The following is a 15903-nucleotide window of genomic DNA, read 5'->3' as shown; positions in this document are numbered from 1 at the left end:
ATGAGTTCTGCAGTGGTCGTTTCATCTGAAAATCTTGATGGACAGCAGCAATCTTCGTCCACGCCAGCATCGCCTGCTGCCGAAAAAGTGAATTTACTCGGCATGTCACGTGCTGAATTAGAAAAATTCTTTGAAGATATTGGTGAGAAAAAGTTTCGTGCCGGTCAGGTTATGAAATGGATTCATCAATACTTTGTTACTGATTTTGCTGAAATGACTAATATTTCAGGCAAATTGCGTGCAAAGCTTGAACAAATTTGTGAAATTAAAGCTCCTGAAGTGGTACACCGTCATTATTCAAAAGACGGAACACGTAAATGGGTGTTTCGCGTAGGTGAAGGTTCTGGCTCTTTAGTAGAAACTGTATTAATTCCTGCCGAAGATAAAACAGGTTCACGAAAAACTTTGTGTATTTCTTCACAAGTGGGCTGCGCATTGGACTGCTCATTTTGTTCAACAGGTAAGCAAGGTTTTCAGCGCGATTTAACGCCAGATGAAATTATTGGGCAACTTTGGATGGCAAACTATTCCTATATGGAAGAAGTGCCTGTTGCTGAGCGCGAGCGTTCAGTGACTAATGTCGTGATGATGGGGATGGGTGAGCCATTGCTCAACTACGATGCTGTATTAAGCTCAATGCACATTATGCTCGATGACTTTGCTTATGGTATGTCAAAACGTCGTGTGACTTTGTCAACGTCAGGTGTTGTGCCAAAAATTGACCAACTTGCAAAAGATATTGATGTTGCTTTAGCAATTTCCCTACATGCGCCAAATGATGAATTGCGTAATGAACTTGTGCCTATTAATAAAAAATATCCATTGGCTCAGTTGATTGCGGCATGTCAGCGTTATATTGCAAAAGATGGTAATGAAAGCGCGCGTAAACATGTGACCATTGAATATGTCATGTTAGAAGGTGTGAACGACCAACCTGAACATGCACAGCAGTTGCTTAAATTACTTAAAAACTTACCAAGTAAAATTAACTTGATTCCATTTAATCCGTTCCCTCATGCGCCATATGGACGCTCAAGTCGAAATCGTATCATCTCTTTCCAAAAAACTTTGTCTGATGCAGGATTTGTGTGTACGATTCGTCAAACACGTGGCGATGATATTGATGCCGCATGTGGACAATTGGTCGGCCAAGTTGCTGACCGTACGCGTCGTGCTGAGCAGTGGCAAAAGAAAGTGGCTCAACGACAAGAGATTTTACGTACACAAGGATAATATTGAGGGCAGACTTTGAGTACTCCGAAGTTGAAGATCATGTTATGTATGGGGGTTGCTGTTGCACTTTTGGCAAGTGGTTGCCAGACTTCGCAAACGGTTAAAAAGGACCCGGAAAAAGCAGTAAAAGTGCGTACGCAGCTTGCTGCCGAATACATTCGTTCTGGTGACTTGGACTCAGCAAAGCGAGCTCTTGATCAAGCTTTAAGTGTAGATAGCCGCGATGCTACTGCAAATATGATGATGGGTATTTTGCTACAGCAAGAAGGTAGCAAACCCAATTTAGAAAAAGCAGAACATTATTTCAAACGAGCAATTTCATCTGAACCGGATAATGCTCAAGCACATAATAATTATGGTACTTATTTATATCAAATGGAGCGTTATAATGATGCGGTTGAGCAATTTCGTATTGCTGGCGCAACATTAGGTTATGACCAACGCTATCAGGCATTAGAAAATCTGGGGCGTATTTATTTAAAATTGGGTGATGTTGCGAATGCTGAAAAAACATTCAAACAAGCACTCCTTGCTAACCGCGACTCTTATATTTCAATGTTAGAGTTAGCGGAAATTTTTTATTTGCAGCAGCAGATTCCGGCTGCTACACAAATGTATGAGCAATATGTTCGTACAGTGGGGCAGAAAAATCAGGGTGCAAGAGCACTTTGGATTGGTGTAAGAGTGGCTCGAGCCAATGCGGATAAAATGGGAATGCAAGTGTTAGTAAACCAGTTACGTGCCTTGTTCCCGGAAAGTCCAGAATATCAACGTTATTTGCAATTACAGTATAGTACTGAGGCCGTATGGAAATAAATCCTAATTCACAGCAGCCAACTGGCTCAAGCTTACCGACTTCTGCTTTAGGAAATATTCAACGTCCTGGTGAGTATTTACGTCAAATTCGAGTTGCTCAGAATAAAGAGTTAGGGCAAGTTTCTTCAGATTTAAATATGCCGGTTAAGACCTTGACCGCTTTAGAGCAAGATGACTATAAATCATTGCCGGAAGCGACTTTCATTAAGGGTTATTACCGTTCATATGCAAAATATTTAAATACGGACGCGACGGCAATTATTCAGCGTTTCGATGAAATTTATGCAAATGATACTGGGCTGTTACCAAATCATGCCTTAAATAATTCGCCAATTAAAATCATGGGCAAACTCCCGGGTTCTAATAGTGATCGTAATAAGAAATGGTTAAAGCGCGCACTTCTTGCTGTTGTAATTCTTGCTGTTGTGTCATTGCTTGTTATGGGTGTCCAAAAATGGACTTCAAAGAAAGAAGATGCTGATTTACCTAAAGTAAATCAATCGAATGTTGAAGTTTTACCTATGCAAGGAGCTACCACCTCAACAGTGGGTGACCAATTGGTGTTAAACTTCAACCGACCAACTTCTGTTCATATTGTTGATGCAACGGGTAAAGTTTTGGCGACAGGTCGTCAGTCATCAACTTTAAGTTTAAATGGTGAGTCTCCATTTCAGATTCGTCTTGATGATGCAACGGCTGTGTCATTAAGTCTAAACCAAGAACAGATTTCATTGTCTCCATATACGGTAAACGGTAAAGCAGAATTCCGTTTATCCCGCTAATACCATGAGTTGAGCGATACAATGATAGAGAACCCAATTAAACGTCGACCAACACGTAAAATCCGTGTTGGTTCGGTGTATGTCGGTGGCGATGCACCTATTAGTGTGCAAAGTATGACAAATACCGAAACTTGCGATGTCGATGCAACCGTTGCTCAAATTGAGCGTTGCGTTGATGCAGGTGCTGATATTATGCGTGTTTCGGTCCCATCTATGGAGGCTGCTGAAGCATTTGGCGCGATTCGTAAACGTGTTTCAGTTCCATTAGTGGCTGATATTCACTTTGACCATAGAATTGCTCTAGCTGTTGCAGATTATGGTGCAGACTGTTTACGTATTAACCCAGGTAATATTGGTTCAGATCAGAAAGTGCGTGAAGTGGTTGCTGCGGCGCGTCATCATGGCATTTCTATGCGTATTGGGGTCAATGCGGGTTCTTTAGAAAAAGATTTACAAAAGAAATATGGTGAGCCTACAGGTGAGGCGCTGCTCGAATCAGCTTTACGTCATATTGATATTTTAGATCGTCTTGATTTCCATGAGTTTAAAGTTAGTGTAAAGGCCTCAAATGTGTTTTTAACCATGGATGCTTACCGCTTGCTTTCTCAGCAAATTGATAATCCATTACATTTAGGCGTAACTGAAGCTGGTATTTACCGTACAGGTACGGTGAAATCAGCGATTGCCCTTGGTGGATTGTTGATGGAAGGTATTGGCGATACGATGCGTATTTCGCTTGCTGCCGAACCGGAAGATGAAATCAAGATTGGTTTTGATATTTTAAAATCACTTGGGCTTCGTTCTAACGGAATTAACTTTATTGCTTGCCCGAGTTGTTCACGCCAAGAATTTAACGTTATTCAGGTGATGCAAGCGTTGGAAGAACGTTTAGAAGATATTCGTACTCCAATGGATGTGTCGGTAATTGGTTGTAAGGTAAACGGTCCGGGTGAAGCAAAAGAAGCTGATATCGGGGTTGTTGGGGCTGCGCCTCGCTCATTGGTTTATCGTAATGGTGAAAAAAGCCATTTAATCGATACCGATCAATTGGTTGATGAAATCGAAACTATGGTTCGTCAACGTGTCCAAGAGCTTGAAGAAGCTAAATCTAAAGAAATTATTCGTAGTTCATCATGAGTTCAATCGTCGCAATCAAAGGTTTTAATGACATCTTGCCAACGCAAACAGTAGCGTGGAGACGTCTCGAGCAACATTTAGCATCTTTAATGGATGCTTATGGATATCAACAAATTCGTTTGCCGATCGTTGAACAAACGGGCTTGTTTAAACGTGCTATTGGTGATGCTACCGATATTGTTGAAAAAGAAATGTATACCTTTTTCGACAAAGGTAATCCACCAGAGTCATTAACCTTGCGTCCGGAAGGTACAGCAGGTTGTGTTCGTGCATTGGTTGAACATAACTTGTTGCGCGGTGCTACGCCACGCGTGTGGTATATGGGACCTATGTTCCGTTATGAAAAACCACAAAAAGGACGTTACCGCCAGTTCCACCAGTTTGGCGTGGAAACTTTCGGTGTTGCGACTCCTGATATTGATGCTGAATTGATTATGTTGACCGCTCGTTTATGGAAACGTATGGGCGTTGCTGATAAGGTTCAGCTTGAGTTAAATACTTTGGGCGAAACTGATGAGCGTACAGAGTATCGTAATGCTTTGGTTGCGTTTTTAAACGAGCATAAAGATGCGTTAGATGAAGATTCACAACGCCGTTTAACAACGAATCCATTACGTATTTTAGATTCTAAAATTGAATCTACTCAGAAAATTTTAGAAAATGCGCCGAAATTACATGACTTCTTGAAAGAAGAAAGCTTGGATCATTTTAAGCAGTTACAAGATTATTTGACAGCTGCTGGCATCCAATTTGTCATTAATCAAAAATTAGTGCGTGGTCTGGATTACTACAATAAAACCGTTTTTGAATGGACAACTACCGCTTTAGGTTCGCAAGGTACTGTATGTGCTGGCGGTCGCTACGACGGTTTAGTTGGTCAGCTAAAAGGTAAGCCAGATCAATCTGTACCTGCTGTTGGTTTTGCGATGGGTATGGAGCGTTTATTGCTTCTACTTGAGCAGGTTGAACAGGCTCAAGTTATTCGTGATTGTGAAGTCTTCTTGGTTGCAGAACCTGCTTATCAAACTAAAGCTTTGATTTTAGCGGAGCAATTACGTGACCAGTTAGAAGCTGCAAATAGCAGTATTCGAATCAAAACAGGTTCACAAGGCAGCATGAAGAGTCAGATGAAAAAAGCTGATCAGGCTGGGGCTGTTTACGCCATGATTTTAGGTGAGCGTGAATGGGAAGCACAGCAGCTTGCTATCAAAGAGTTAGCAACAGCTGAGCAGTCTCAAGTTGCGCTGGCTGAGCTTGTACCATTCTTAATCAAAAAATTTACAAAATAAACTGAAACATCTGGAAAAGGACAATCACATGAGCTTAAGTGATGAAGAACAATTCGACAGCTTAAAGTCGTTCGCCAAAAAATATGGTTCTGCCATGATTAGCGGGATTCTCATTGCATTGATTGCCTTTTTTGGGTGGGAATATTGGCAAAAAAGAAATCTTGCGAGCAGCCAGACAGAAACTGCAAAAGTACAGCAGTTAATGGATGAGGCAAATGCAAGTGCTGATAATCCTAATGCTTTAACTTCGGTCACTGCATCGGCAGATAAAATCGTAAAAGATGATATCAATTCTGTTCAGGCGATACAGACTCAGTTTGTATTAGCAAAATTAGCCTATGAAAAACAGGATTATGCTGCTGCTGAAAAAGCATTGAAGAAAGTTGAAAATTCAAAAGTAAAAGATGAAGGTTTGATTCAGGTTGTAAAATTGCGTTTAGCAGATGCACAATTGGCGCAAAACAAATATGATGAAGCACTAAAAACCTTGTCTGGTAACGTCGATCCTGCATTTAAAGCAACAGTAGAAGAGTTACGTGGTGATATCTTTGTTGCTAAGAAAGATGTTGATTCTGCTAAAAAAGCGTATCAGGCAGCATGGGATTCGTTACTGGAACGTAAACAAGAACGACAAATTTTACAAATTAAACTCGAAAGTGTTGGCGTTTTAGTTGAAGATCCACAGATTGAGCGCCCAATTTTGGAAACACAGGTGGAAGAGTCTTAATGAATCAGAAATTCAAACTGCCTTTGGCAATTGCAATCGCATCAGCTGTACTGGTGGGATGTTCTAGCAACAAAGTAAAAGAAGCAAAACCAAATCCACTACCGAAATTGACTGAGTCGAAAAAGACTCTAGTACCCGTGTTTTCGCGCAGTGTTTCTTCTACTGATAAGGCAGATCCGTTACGTTTGCAGCTTGACGCAAGTGAGGGCGTGGTCTTTACGCTTGACCCAAAAGGTGAAGTCGCTGCATATCGTGGTAAGCAGCGTCTTTGGGAGAAAAAAGTCAGCAAATTAGGCTTGAGCTCTGGTGTTGAAGCTGCTGAAGGAATTGTTGTTGTTGGTAATAGTAAAGGTCAACTTTTTGCTTTAGATCAGGCAACAGGTGAACAAAAGTGGACTGCGCAGTTATCTGGTGCACTATTAAGTCCTTCTTTAGTTCAGTCTGGACGCGTTATTACTATTGCTAATGATGGTACTGTATTTGCGCATGATGCTGGTTCAGGCCAACAAGTTTGGGCTTATAAATTACCAAATGTCCAATTTAGTTTACGTGGTCAGGCCTCACCGGTGAGTCTTGACCCGCGTACCGTATTAATCGCATCTGCTAATGCGTATGTTTATGCAATTGATACGATTAGTGGTATTCCACGTTTCCAACGCCGTGTTGCAGTAAGTGAAGGCCGTTCTGATATTCAACGTTTGATTGATATCGATGGTGATCCTGCAGTTGCTGGACAGTTTATGGTAACGACTAGTTTCCAAGGACAAGTGACCGTAACTGATCTAGCTTCTCAACGTGTAGTTTGGAGTGAAGACTCAAGTAGCACGAAGCGTCCAGAAGTTTATGACAATAAAGTATTTGTTTCATCAACTGATGGTAAGTTAACTGCTTATGATTTAACGACAGGCGAACAAGTTTGGCAAAATGATAGTTTATTAAACCGTCATTTAAGTAACCCTGTTGTGTTGGGATCGGATCTTATTGTTGGTGATTTAGATGGCGTATTACATCTTGTTGATCCTGCAACAGGTAAGTTGATTGGTCGTTCAAAAACAAGTGGTGAGGTCAATACATTACGTGTTATTGAGAACCAACTTTACGTTTCGACCAGAAAAGGCGATTTAAGTATTTGGCAGAATCGTTAATTTCGTTTGCTTGTGCTAAAATAGCCGCTTAACAAATTACGCTGTTAAAAAAATATCGGGGTGTTTGAATTAAATCAGTTCAAAGCCCCGTCTTTTATTATGGTCATATCTGACCTTAAAATATATCTCCTGTATTGTTTCTAATGCTCATGCCATGAGATATGGCTGGTCTTGAATTAAGGTTATTGTATGAAACCCGTTATTGCGCTCATTGGTCGTCCGAATGTCGGAAAATCAACGTTATTTAACCAGATTACCAAGAGTCGTGATGCACTTGTAGCCGACTTCGCGGGTCTGACTCGTGACCGTAAATATGGTGATGCGACTTATCAAAATAAGTCTTTCATTGTTGTTGATACTGGTGGTATCGGTGAGAGTGAAGGCGGTATCGATAACTACATGGCCGAGCAGTCAAAAACAGCGATCAATGAAGCAGATATTATTATTTTTGTGGTTGATGCTCGTGCGGGATTGTTAGCTTCTGATGAGCAAATTGCTCGTGAACTACGTACTTTAGGCAAGAAAATTTATCTTGTTGCGAACAAGGTAGATGGTGTTCATGCTGAAGCAGCTTTGGTTGAGTTCTATAAACTTGGTATGGGTGAACCATTACAAGTTGCCGCTAGCCATGGTCGTGGCGTACAGCAAATGCTGGAAGATGTACTTGCGGAAGTTCCAGAAGATGAAAATCCTGAAGAACATGACAAAGATACTGGCTTACGTTTAGCAATTATTGGTCGTCCTAACGTTGGTAAGTCAACACTGGTCAACCGTTTGCTTGGTGAAGACCGTGTGGTGGCATTTGACCAACCAGGTACAACGCGTGACTCGATTTACATTCCTTTTGAGCGTGAAGGCCGTAAATACACTTTAATTGATACAGCAGGTGTGCGTCGTAAAGGTAAGGTTGATGAAATGATTGAGAAGTTCTCAATTGTTAAAACTTTGCAAGCAATGAAAGATGCACATGTTGTCGTAGTTGTAGTCGATGCGCGTGAAGGTATTGTTGAGCAAGACTTGCATTTAATTGGCTATGCGCTTGAAGCTGGTCGTGCCATGGTTATTGCTATCAACAAATGGGATAACATGTCTGAATACGACCGCAAGCAATGTAAGCTTGATGTTGAACGTCGTTTTGACTTTATTCCATGGGCAAAAATCCATTTAATTTCTGCTTTACATGGAACTGGGGTAGGTGATTTATATCCTTCTATTCACCGTGCTTATGAGTCTGCGAACTTAAAAGTATCACCAGCTAAATTGACTCAAATTTTGAGTGATGCGACAGAAGCTCATCAACCACCAATGATTAGCGGTCGTCGTATTAAAATGCGTTATGCACATATGGGTGGTCAGAATCCACCGACTATTGTGATTCATGGTAATAAGGTTGATAAGACACCTGCCGATTATCGCCGTTATTTAGAAAACGTGTTCCGTAAAGTGTATAAACTCGAAGGTACACCAGTTCGTATTGACTTTAAAACTTCTGAAAACCCGTTTGAAGGTCGTAAGAGTCAGGTTGATGAACGTACTGCTGCACGTCGCCGTCGTTATATTCAGAAATTTAAGAAAGCAGAGAAAAAATTTAACCGTTAAGTTTTTTTACTGTTCAAAAACCCAAAGTTTTCTTTGGGTTTTTTATTACATGGTTTAATAAGTTATTGGTATTTTTTATATTAGCTTTAGTCCCTCATGGGATGGATTTAGAAAGATGAATGATAGGAAAATTGAAGTTTATATAGGAAAGCTCAATGAGTTTTTAAAACAAGAACAACAAAACTTTCCAGACTTCCGCTCATTTAACCATTATAAAAAACAACAAATACAGAGTGTCAGAAATCGACTGATTGCAGAGAAATTACAACTCACTTCAACGGAATTAGAGTTTGCCAAGCATGAATATGGTAAACCTTATTTATTGAATCACACTTTGCATTTTAATCACTCACATAGCCAACAATACTACGCTTTAGCCATGAGCGAACATGTTAAAGATATTGGTGTGGATGTTGAGGAACTTGATCGGAATGTACGCCTAGATGCTCTAGCAAAACATGCCTTTCATCCCGATGAATATGAAACATGGCTAAGCTTAGAACAAGATAGAGAATATTGGTTCAAAGTCTGGACCATTAAAGAAGCCGTTTTAAAAGCTTCAGGATTAGGAATACGTTTAGATTTAAATACGTTAAATACTCAGGCACATCCTACTGATCATGGTGGACTCTGTTCTCATCCACTTAATGGGACATTTGCTTATCAGAATTTTATTGTTGGCAATATGATATTAACCGTTGCATGGCGTTCAGAGTTATCTTGCCGTGGCTTCCAGTTTCCATCTATTCAGCTTCACTCACTTGATCTTTAATAATTTTAATAGCGCACATAAAAAAACCGCGTAATACGCGGTTTTTTTATTAAAAGGAGAAGCTAAAAAATTAAGCTTGACCTTCAACAGCAGCAGCTTGAGCACGTTGCATATTCGCTTCAAACTCTGCATCAAAGTTGATTGGAGTAAGAAGTAACTGTGGGAAGCTACCTTTAGTTACTAAATCATTTACAGCTTCACGTAAGAACGGGAACAAAATATTTGGGCAGTATGCGCCTAAAATATAAGGTAAACGCTCTTCTTCAATGTTGTCGATCAAGAAAATACCTGATTGAGTTACATCTACAATGAACGCTGTTTCGTTGTCGTTATCGGCTTGTACCACAACTTTTAAAGAAACTTCAAAGTGAGTTGGGTCAATCTTTTCTGCAGCAGAAGAAAGATTGATATTAAGTTCAGGTTGCCATTGTTTAGTAAAAACCTGCGCCCCAGGAACCTCAAAAGAAATATCTTTTGTATAAATACGCTCTAAAGCTAATTGTGGTTGAACTTGTTGTTCTTCGCTCATTGTTTTTTCCTTAATATGGATGCGATGTTAAGCCAATAATTCGTCGAGTTTACCTTCACGCTCTAAAGCATAAAGTTGGTCAAAACCACCGATAAACTGATCGTTAATGAAAATTTGTGGGACAGTACGATGATTTGTGCGTTGCATTAATTCAACACGTACTTCTGGTGCTTCAACAGAAAGATTTACTTCTTTATAAGCAACACCTTTACGCTCAAGTAACTGTTTAGCACGAACACAATACGGGCATACAGAAGTTGAGTAAACAATGACATTTGCAGCCATGATAATTCTCCTTAAGCTTTTGGTTTGCTTTTAACAAGAGGTAAGCCTTGTGCTTTCCAGTTACTAATACCACCATCAAGACGATAGCTATCGTGGTGAGCAACTTTTTGCAAAGCACTTCCAGCAACTTGCCCCAAGTTGCAAATAAATACCAGTGGACGGTCACTTGCTTTTAATTCGTCAGCATGACTTGCAATTTGGCTATACGGAATATTGCGACTGCCACTAATGTGACCTTCGCGGAAATCTTTGCTATCGCGTAAGTCAATCAAAAGAGCATTTTTCGCTTTCACTAAAATACCAAGCGACTGTGGAGAAATTTTACGACCATTACGTTGACCTTCAAAAATGAAGAACAACACGATCAAGACTCCGAGCGTACCAAACAAAATGGGGTGATTCCCCATAAACTCTAACCAGCGTTCCACAAGTCACCTAAAAAAATTAAAAAACAAAATTGACCTAGAGTATAGCGTATATAGATGGTGATCAAAATCACCACTTCAAGGGCAAATAGGGCAGAAAATCAGTTTTTTTGCTGCGCTTCTTGAATCTCATCGATTAAACGCAAAAAGCTATCTAAACGTCGTGGCAAAATTTCACCTGCTTCAACGGCCTGTTTTAGCCCACAATTCTTTTCATGAGTATGTGTGCAATTACGGAATTGGCAAGATCCTAGATGTGCGGCAATGTCAGGAAAGCCCATACGAATTTTTTCTAAATCGAGATGCCAAAGCCCAAACTCACGAATTCCCGGAGAATCAATTAAGGCACCATTTTTACCGAAGTTGATTAAGCGCGTAGAGGTTGTCGTATGTTGTCCAAGTGCAGAGTTTTCAGAAATAACATTGGTTTTTTGCTCTGCATCTGGAATGAGCACATTAATTAAAGAGCTTTTTCCTACGCCTGATTGCCCTACAAATGCTACGGTTTCACCATCTAAACGCTCAGCTAAAGCAGAGATATCTCCCTTCTTAGACTGACAAATCATCACCTCATAACCCAAGGTTTTATATTCTTCTAATAGGGTAAGAATTGGGTCATTTTCAGTGAGTAAATCAGACTTATTGAGGACCAAAAGAGCAGGAATATTAGCGTCTGCACAAGCAACTAAATACCGATCGATTAGCGTTGGCGCAGGTTCAGGAAGCGGTGAAAATACAATCACAATCAAACTGATATTCGCGGCCACTGGTTTAACTTTGTGATAGCGGTCAGGGCGGGTAAGTAAAGATGTACGTGGGTGAATGGCTGTAATAATACCTAGACCCGTATTTGGGTCTGCCTGCCATTTAACACGATCACCAGTTACAAGTAACTCAAGATTAGTTCGAGTATGGCAACGCCAAACACTATTGAGCTCGATCGGCTTCCAGAATGGTTCTGGTTCTCCTTCGGCAACTTGTGGTTTTTCTGGGTGATGCTCAGGTACAGAGAGGGCTTGTACTTCAAGTTGACGGCCATAATGTTGTACAACGAGTCCGTCTAGATCCTGTGAAGTATCGATCTCTTCTTGGCGAGTTTTATGCTGTTTTTCAATACGACGTTGCTGTTGTTCAGTTAAACGACGCTTACGAATTAAAGCCATTCATATCCCAAAAAAACCATTGTTTGAAGACCGCAAAAATAGCATGAAGCAGCTATAGAATTACAGCGCGGAAGCAAGAAATTTGCTACTATTGATGTTTTTACGGCATTTTAGAACGTACATTCATGAGCAGTACTTTAAATACACGATTAATTTGGATTGATCTGGAAATGACCGGATTAGATACCGATAATGACCAAATTATTGAAATCGCAACAATTATTACAGATGATCATTTAAATGTACTTGCTGAAGGTCCAGTTTTGGCGATTCATCAACCTGATCGTATTTTAAATGCAATGGATGAATGGAACACTCGTCAACATGGGCAGTCTGGTCTGATTGAACGAGTTCGTCGTAGTAAATTAACAGCCCGTGATGCTGAGTTACAAACTTTAGAATTCCTAAAAAAATGGGTGAATCCAAAAGTTTCACCAATGTGCGGTAACTCAATCTGTCAGGATCGTCGTTTCTTACACCGTCTTATGCCTGAACTTGAGCAGTATTTCCATTATCGTAATCTTGATGTATCTACGGTAAAAGAACTTTCAAAACGCTGGCGCCCTGAAATTATGAGTGGCTTGAAAAAGAATGCATCACATTTGGCAATGGATGATATTCGTGACTCAATTTCAGAGTTGAAATATTACCGCGAATATTTCTTTATTATGAATACAGATGGTAAAGATTAATAATGTTTTAGATTTAATATGAAAGGGGCTATAGCCCCTTTTTTTATTACTTAAAGGACCTTGTTACAATAATGCCGATCGCCTGATTTGGCTTTCATATTCATTTTGCTTAAAATGATGTTTTAAATTTTTATTATAAAAAGAGAGCATTTATGCAAAGTAATAACCCGATACTGACGCGCGTTGAAACGGTCAGTGACTATAGTCAACCGATGACTGTGCAAGGTGCGATTCAAAAATCTGTTATGTTGACGGCCATTGCAGCTGCAGTGGGTGTCGCTTTATTTTTCTATGCAGCCTTTACTGCAAATGTTGGTATTGCTTACGCAGCTTCAATTGTGGGTGCAATTGGTGGCTTGGTTTTAGCTTTAATTACAACCTTTAAACCAACGACCGCCCCAACATTAGCAATTCCGTATGCCTTATTTGAAGGGGCTTTTTTAGGTGGTATTTCTTTTACTTTCCAGTTGAAATACCCAGGTGTTCCACTTCAGGCTTTATTAGCGACCTTTGTCACCACTTTGGTGATGTTTGGTCTATATAAATTCCAAATTATCCGCGCAACTGAAAAGTTTAAGTCAGTTGTAATCTCTGCATCTTTGGCGATCTTTATTGTATTTATCGTGCAGATGATCATGCGTTTAGCTTTTGGTTCAAGCGTTCCTTATATTTTTGAAAGTAACTGGTTAGGTATTGGTTTTGCTGCATTTGTCGCTGTCATTGCTTCGCTTAACCTGATTTTAGATTTTGATTTAATCGAAACTAATGCAGCATATCGTGCACCAAAATTCATGGAATGGTTGTGTGGTATCGCATTACTTGCAACTTTAGTATGGATGTATATTTCTTTCTTACGCTTACTGGGCTTATTGTCTGACGACTAAGATTGAATTCATCTAGAAGTCGCTCCTCATCAGGAGCGATTTTTTTTCGTGCGATTTTTGAAAAAAGATGCATTATGCAATTTCGAAAACCGCCGAATATTGGCATTATGCTTGAAATTGTTTTGAGTGAGATCGGCATGACACAAGGACTTTTAGCAGGTAAGCGCTTTTTGATTGCAGGCGTTGCTAGTAAATTATCAATTGCTTTTGGTATTGCACAAGCATTACACCGTGAAGGTGCAGAGCTTGCGTTTACTTATCCAAACGAAAAATTAAAAAAACGTGTGGATGAATTTGCTGAGCAATTCGGTTCTAAGCTTGTGTTTCCATGTGATGTTGCTGTTGATGCTGAAATTGATAATGCATTTGCAGAACTTGCAAAACATTGGGACGGCGTAGATGGTGTTGTGCACTCAATTGGCTTTGCACCTGCACACACGCTTGATGGTGACTTCACTGACGTGACTGACCGTGAAGGTTTTAAAGTTGCTCATGACATCAGTGCATACAGCTTTGTTGCAATGGCACGTGCTGCAAAACCTCTATTACAAGCTCGTCAAGGTTGTTTATTGACTTTGACTTACCAAGGTTCTGAGCGCGTTATGCCTAACTACAACGTAATGGGTATGGCAAAAGCTTCTTTAGAAGCTGGTGTTCGCTATTTAGCATCAAGCCTTGGTGTTGATGGTATCCGTGTAAACGCGATTTCTGCGGGTCCAATCCGTACTTTAGCTGCTTCTGGTATTAAATCTTTCCGTAAAATGTTAGATGCCAATGAAAAAGTTGCGCCGTTAAAGCGTAATGTAACTATTGAAGAAGTAGGTAACGCAGCATTATTCCTATGCTCACCTTGGGCTTCAGGTATTACTGGTGAAATTCTATATGTAGATGCTGGTTTCAATACTGTAGGTATGAGCCAATCTATGATGGATGATGAATAAGTTTTAAAATTTATTTAGCCATAAAAAAGCCGTAGTTGAAGGACTACGGCTTTTTTAATTGGTACAAGTTATTGCGGTAGTTCTTTTACAGGGGAACCACCTAGAGCTTGCATGAGGGTGACATAAGCATTGTATTGGCTTTGCTTGGTTTCAACGAGGCTTAAGCGAGCAGTACGTGTGGTTTGCTGTGCATCGAGAAGTGTTTTTAATGCAACAGCACCATAACGGTAACGAACTTCGGTTAGACGTTCAGTTTTTTCTGCAAGTTCAACATTACGCTCTTGTAATGCTACTTGTTTGTCGAGTTCGGTACGACTCGATAAAGCATTTTCTACATCAGCAAAAGCCTGATAAAGCGTTTGACGATATTGAATAATCGCTTTTTCATAATCCAGATTACTAATCGCGATATCTTTTTTCATATCGTTATATTGCAAAAACGGTAAGCTCAAACTCGCCCCAAGCGTGAGGGCAGGGTTACGTAACAACTCCGTTAACGATGTGCTGCTTGAGCCCAAACTACTGGTTAAGCTAATCGATGGATAGTAGCTCGCTTTAGTAGCATCTTTAGTGGCTAATGCTTTTCTTAAGCGTAGCTCACTTGCTTGCAAATCAGGGCGTCGCGATAAAATATCTGCAGGTAAACCAGCACTAATTGCAGGTAGAGCAGTGCGTGGTAAACGCTTTGGCTCTTGAATATTTAATTGCTGCAATGGTTCATGCAATAACACCGCAATGGCTGTGCGAGTTTCAACCAGTTGTTGTTCAATCTGGCTTAAACTCGCTTTCTGGCTTTGTACTGATTGTTCTGCTTGAGTCAGATCTACACCTGAAACGGCACCAGCTTTATATTGAATCTGTACCAAGTCATAAAGCTTTTGAGAAGTTGCTAGACTTTGCTGTGCGGTTGTATAACGCTCATTTAAATAACCGAGTTGCCAATAAAGTTTGGCAGTAGTTGCAATTAAACTTTGTCCCGTGGCTTGTAAGTCTTGTTCTGTCGCTAAAGCTTCCCATTTACTTGCTTCGGTTTGGCGGGCAAGCTTGCCAAACAAATCAAGCTCATAGCTTACCCCAGCACTCATGGAAAGACCTTTAGCACTGTCATCTCCCGAATTTAAATCGAAAGAATGCCCTGTAGAAACACTTGAACTGGTTCGTAAGCCTTGTTTGTTAGCGGTTAAGTCAGCTTGTAGACGGGCTTGCTTTAGAGCAATACCTGCAACTGCTAAATCACTATTACGTTCTAATACATTACTTACAAGTTGATTGAGCTGTGCATCGTTAAAGAGTGTCCACCAACGGTCAGAATATTGATTGGCAGACATGGTTTTTGTTTTTGCTGTGTCATACTGAAAACTACCCGGAACTTGTACTGCAGGTGTTTCATAAGGTGTTTTTACTACAGCTGCACATCCGACAAGAGAACCTGTGAGAAGAAGTGCTGTGCTGAGTTTAGTCATAGAGAAAGACATGCAATTTTC

General features: G+C 40.3%; 17 protein-coding genes. 12 read left to right on the top strand and 5 right to left on the bottom strand.

Annotated features, from left to right (window positions below):
- The 9 genes from rlmN to AC52J8_RS15640 all read left to right on the top strand — a co-directional run bounded on the left by rlmN (position 1) and on the right by AC52J8_RS15640 (position 9500).
- Positions 1-1233, top strand: a complete 1233-nt coding sequence (gene rlmN, locus AC52J8_RS15680) for a dual-specificity RNA methyltransferase RlmN (protein ID WP_000093084.1) — start codon at positions 1-3, stop codon at positions 1231-1233.
- A 15-nt stretch (positions 1234-1248) separates the two neighbouring features.
- Complete coding sequence (gene pilW / locus AC52J8_RS15675; protein WP_203079963.1) at positions 1249-2049, top strand: type IV pilus biogenesis/stability protein PilW; 801 nt, start codon at positions 1249-1251, stop codon at positions 2047-2049.
- On the top strand, positions 2040-2831 hold the full coding sequence (locus tag AC52J8_RS15670; protein ID WP_033849429.1) for a helix-turn-helix domain-containing protein: 792 nt from the start codon (positions 2040-2042) through the stop codon (positions 2829-2831). Before pilW ends, AC52J8_RS15670 begins: the two co-directional genes overlap by 10 nt.
- 21 nt (positions 2832-2852) lie before the next feature.
- The gene (gene ispG / locus AC52J8_RS15665) at positions 2853-3968 is read left to right on the top strand and encodes a flavodoxin-dependent (E)-4-hydroxy-3-methylbut-2-enyl-diphosphate synthase (protein WP_086400274.1); all 1116 of its coding nucleotides are present in this window, start codon (positions 2853-2855) and stop codon (positions 3966-3968) included.
- Entirely contained in the window at positions 3965-5257 is a 1293-nt protein-coding gene (gene hisS / locus AC52J8_RS15660; RefSeq protein ID WP_086400273.1) for a histidine--tRNA ligase, read from the top strand. The genes ispG and hisS overlap by 4 nt, the downstream gene beginning before the upstream one ends.
- A gap of 28 nt (positions 5258-5285) precedes the next feature.
- Positions 5286-5984 (top strand): YfgM family protein, encoded by a 699-nt coding sequence (locus AC52J8_RS15655; protein WP_086400272.1) that lies wholly within the window; start codon positions 5286-5288, stop codon positions 5982-5984.
- On the top strand, positions 5984-7129 hold the full coding sequence (gene bamB / locus AC52J8_RS15650; protein WP_086400271.1) for an outer membrane protein assembly factor BamB: 1146 nt from the start codon (positions 5984-5986) through the stop codon (positions 7127-7129). Before AC52J8_RS15655 ends, bamB begins: the two co-directional genes overlap by 1 nt.
- A gap of 189 nt (positions 7130-7318) precedes the next feature.
- Positions 7319-8728: a ribosome biogenesis GTPase Der gene (gene der / locus AC52J8_RS15645; RefSeq protein WP_005066184.1), complete on the top strand. Its 1410-nt coding sequence runs from the start codon at positions 7319-7321 to the stop codon at positions 8726-8728.
- A 115-nt stretch (positions 8729-8843) separates the two neighbouring features.
- The gene (locus tag AC52J8_RS15640) at positions 8844-9500 is read left to right on the top strand and encodes a 4'-phosphopantetheinyl transferase family protein (protein ID WP_086400270.1); all 657 of its coding nucleotides are present in this window, start codon (positions 8844-8846) and stop codon (positions 9498-9500) included.
- A gap of 70 nt (positions 9501-9570) precedes the next feature.
- Here the strand turns inward: AC52J8_RS15640 and secB are convergent, their stop codons facing one another.
- The 4 genes from secB to rsgA all read right to left on the bottom strand — a co-directional run bounded on the left by secB (position 9571) and on the right by rsgA (position 11902).
- The gene (gene secB, locus AC52J8_RS15635) at positions 9571-10029 is read right to left on the bottom strand and encodes a protein-export chaperone SecB (RefSeq protein ID WP_002115005.1); all 459 of its coding nucleotides are present in this window, start codon (positions 10027-10029) and stop codon (positions 9571-9573) included.
- 27 nt (positions 10030-10056) lie between these two features.
- The gene (gene grxC / locus AC52J8_RS15630; RefSeq protein WP_002114715.1) at positions 10057-10314 is read right to left on the bottom strand and encodes a glutaredoxin 3; all 258 of its coding nucleotides are present in this window, start codon (positions 10312-10314) and stop codon (positions 10057-10059) included.
- A gap of 11 nt (positions 10315-10325) precedes the next feature.
- Positions 10326-10742 (bottom strand): rhodanese-like domain-containing protein, encoded by a 417-nt coding sequence (locus AC52J8_RS15625; protein ID WP_000443006.1) that lies wholly within the window; start codon positions 10740-10742, stop codon positions 10326-10328.
- A 98-nt stretch (positions 10743-10840) separates the two neighbouring features.
- Positions 10841-11902 (bottom strand): ribosome small subunit-dependent GTPase A, encoded by a 1062-nt coding sequence (rsgA, locus tag AC52J8_RS15620; RefSeq protein ID WP_032042044.1) that lies wholly within the window; start codon positions 11900-11902, stop codon positions 10841-10843.
- 125 nt (positions 11903-12027) lie between these two features.
- Between rsgA and orn the strand changes: the two genes are divergently transcribed.
- The 3 genes from orn (at position 12028) to AC52J8_RS15605 (ending at position 14419) form a co-directional block, all read left to right on the top strand.
- Entirely contained in the window at positions 12028-12594 is a 567-nt protein-coding gene (gene orn / locus AC52J8_RS15615) for an oligoribonuclease (RefSeq protein WP_000099436.1), read from the top strand.
- Between the two features lie 152 nt (positions 12595-12746).
- Positions 12747-13478 carry a Bax inhibitor-1/YccA family protein gene (locus AC52J8_RS15610; protein WP_086400269.1) on the top strand — a complete coding sequence of 244 codons (732 nt, stop codon included), beginning with the start codon at positions 12747-12749 and terminating at the stop codon, positions 13476-13478.
- 137 nt (positions 13479-13615) lie between these two features.
- Complete coding sequence (locus AC52J8_RS15605; protein WP_031944198.1) at positions 13616-14419, top strand: enoyl-ACP reductase FabI; 804 nt, start codon at positions 13616-13618, stop codon at positions 14417-14419.
- A gap of 68 nt (positions 14420-14487) precedes the next feature.
- Here the strand turns inward: AC52J8_RS15605 and AC52J8_RS15600 are convergent, their stop codons facing one another.
- Complete coding sequence (locus AC52J8_RS15600; RefSeq protein ID WP_086400347.1) at positions 14488-15882, bottom strand: efflux transporter outer membrane subunit; 1395 nt, start codon at positions 15880-15882, stop codon at positions 14488-14490.
- Positions 15883-15903: the final 21 nt, after the last annotated feature.

This window comes from Acinetobacter sp. S-1 (assembly GCF_059579785.1).
This window is presented reverse-complemented; position numbering and strand designations above follow the sequence as displayed.

Excerpts from the sequence above, each read along its gene's own strand:
- rlmN (WP_000093084.1), top strand. The coding sequence starts at position 1 with ATGAGTTCTGCAGTGGTCGTTTCATCTGAAAATCTTGATGGACAGCAG.
- AC52J8_RS15670 (WP_033849429.1), top strand. The coding sequence starts at position 2,040 with ATGGAAATAAATCCTAATTCACAGCAGCCAACTGGCTCAAGCTTACCG.
- ispG (WP_086400274.1), top strand. The coding sequence starts at position 2,853 with ATGATAGAGAACCCAATTAAACGTCGACCAACACGTAAAATCCGTGTT.
- hisS (WP_086400273.1), top strand. The coding sequence starts at position 3,965 with ATGAGTTCAATCGTCGCAATCAAAGGTTTTAATGACATCTTGCCAACG.
- AC52J8_RS15655 (WP_086400272.1), top strand. The coding sequence starts at position 5,286 with ATGAGCTTAAGTGATGAAGAACAATTCGACAGCTTAAAGTCGTTCGCC.
- bamB (WP_086400271.1), top strand. The coding sequence starts at position 5,984 with ATGAATCAGAAATTCAAACTGCCTTTGGCAATTGCAATCGCATCAGCT.
- der (WP_005066184.1), top strand. The coding sequence starts at position 7,319 with ATGAAACCCGTTATTGCGCTCATTGGTCGTCCGAATGTCGGAAAATCA.
- AC52J8_RS15640 (WP_086400270.1), top strand. The coding sequence starts at position 8,844 with ATGAATGATAGGAAAATTGAAGTTTATATAGGAAAGCTCAATGAGTTT.
- secB (WP_002115005.1), bottom strand. The coding sequence starts at position 10,029 with ATGAGCGAAGAACAACAAGTTCAACCACAATTAGCTTTAGAGCGTATT.
- grxC (WP_002114715.1), bottom strand. The coding sequence starts at position 10,314 with ATGGCTGCAAATGTCATTGTTTACTCAACTTCTGTATGCCCGTATTGT.
- rsgA (WP_032042044.1), bottom strand. The coding sequence starts at position 11,902 with ATGGCTTTAATTCGTAAGCGTCGTTTAACTGAACAACAGCAACGTCGT.
- orn (WP_000099436.1), top strand. The coding sequence starts at position 12,028 with ATGAGCAGTACTTTAAATACACGATTAATTTGGATTGATCTGGAAATG.
- AC52J8_RS15610 (WP_086400269.1), top strand. The coding sequence starts at position 12,747 with ATGCAAAGTAATAACCCGATACTGACGCGCGTTGAAACGGTCAGTGAC.
- AC52J8_RS15605 (WP_031944198.1), top strand. The coding sequence starts at position 13,616 with ATGACACAAGGACTTTTAGCAGGTAAGCGCTTTTTGATTGCAGGCGTT.
- AC52J8_RS15600 (WP_086400347.1), bottom strand. The coding sequence starts at position 15,882 with ATGACTAAACTCAGCACAGCACTTCTTCTCACAGGTTCTCTTGTCGGA.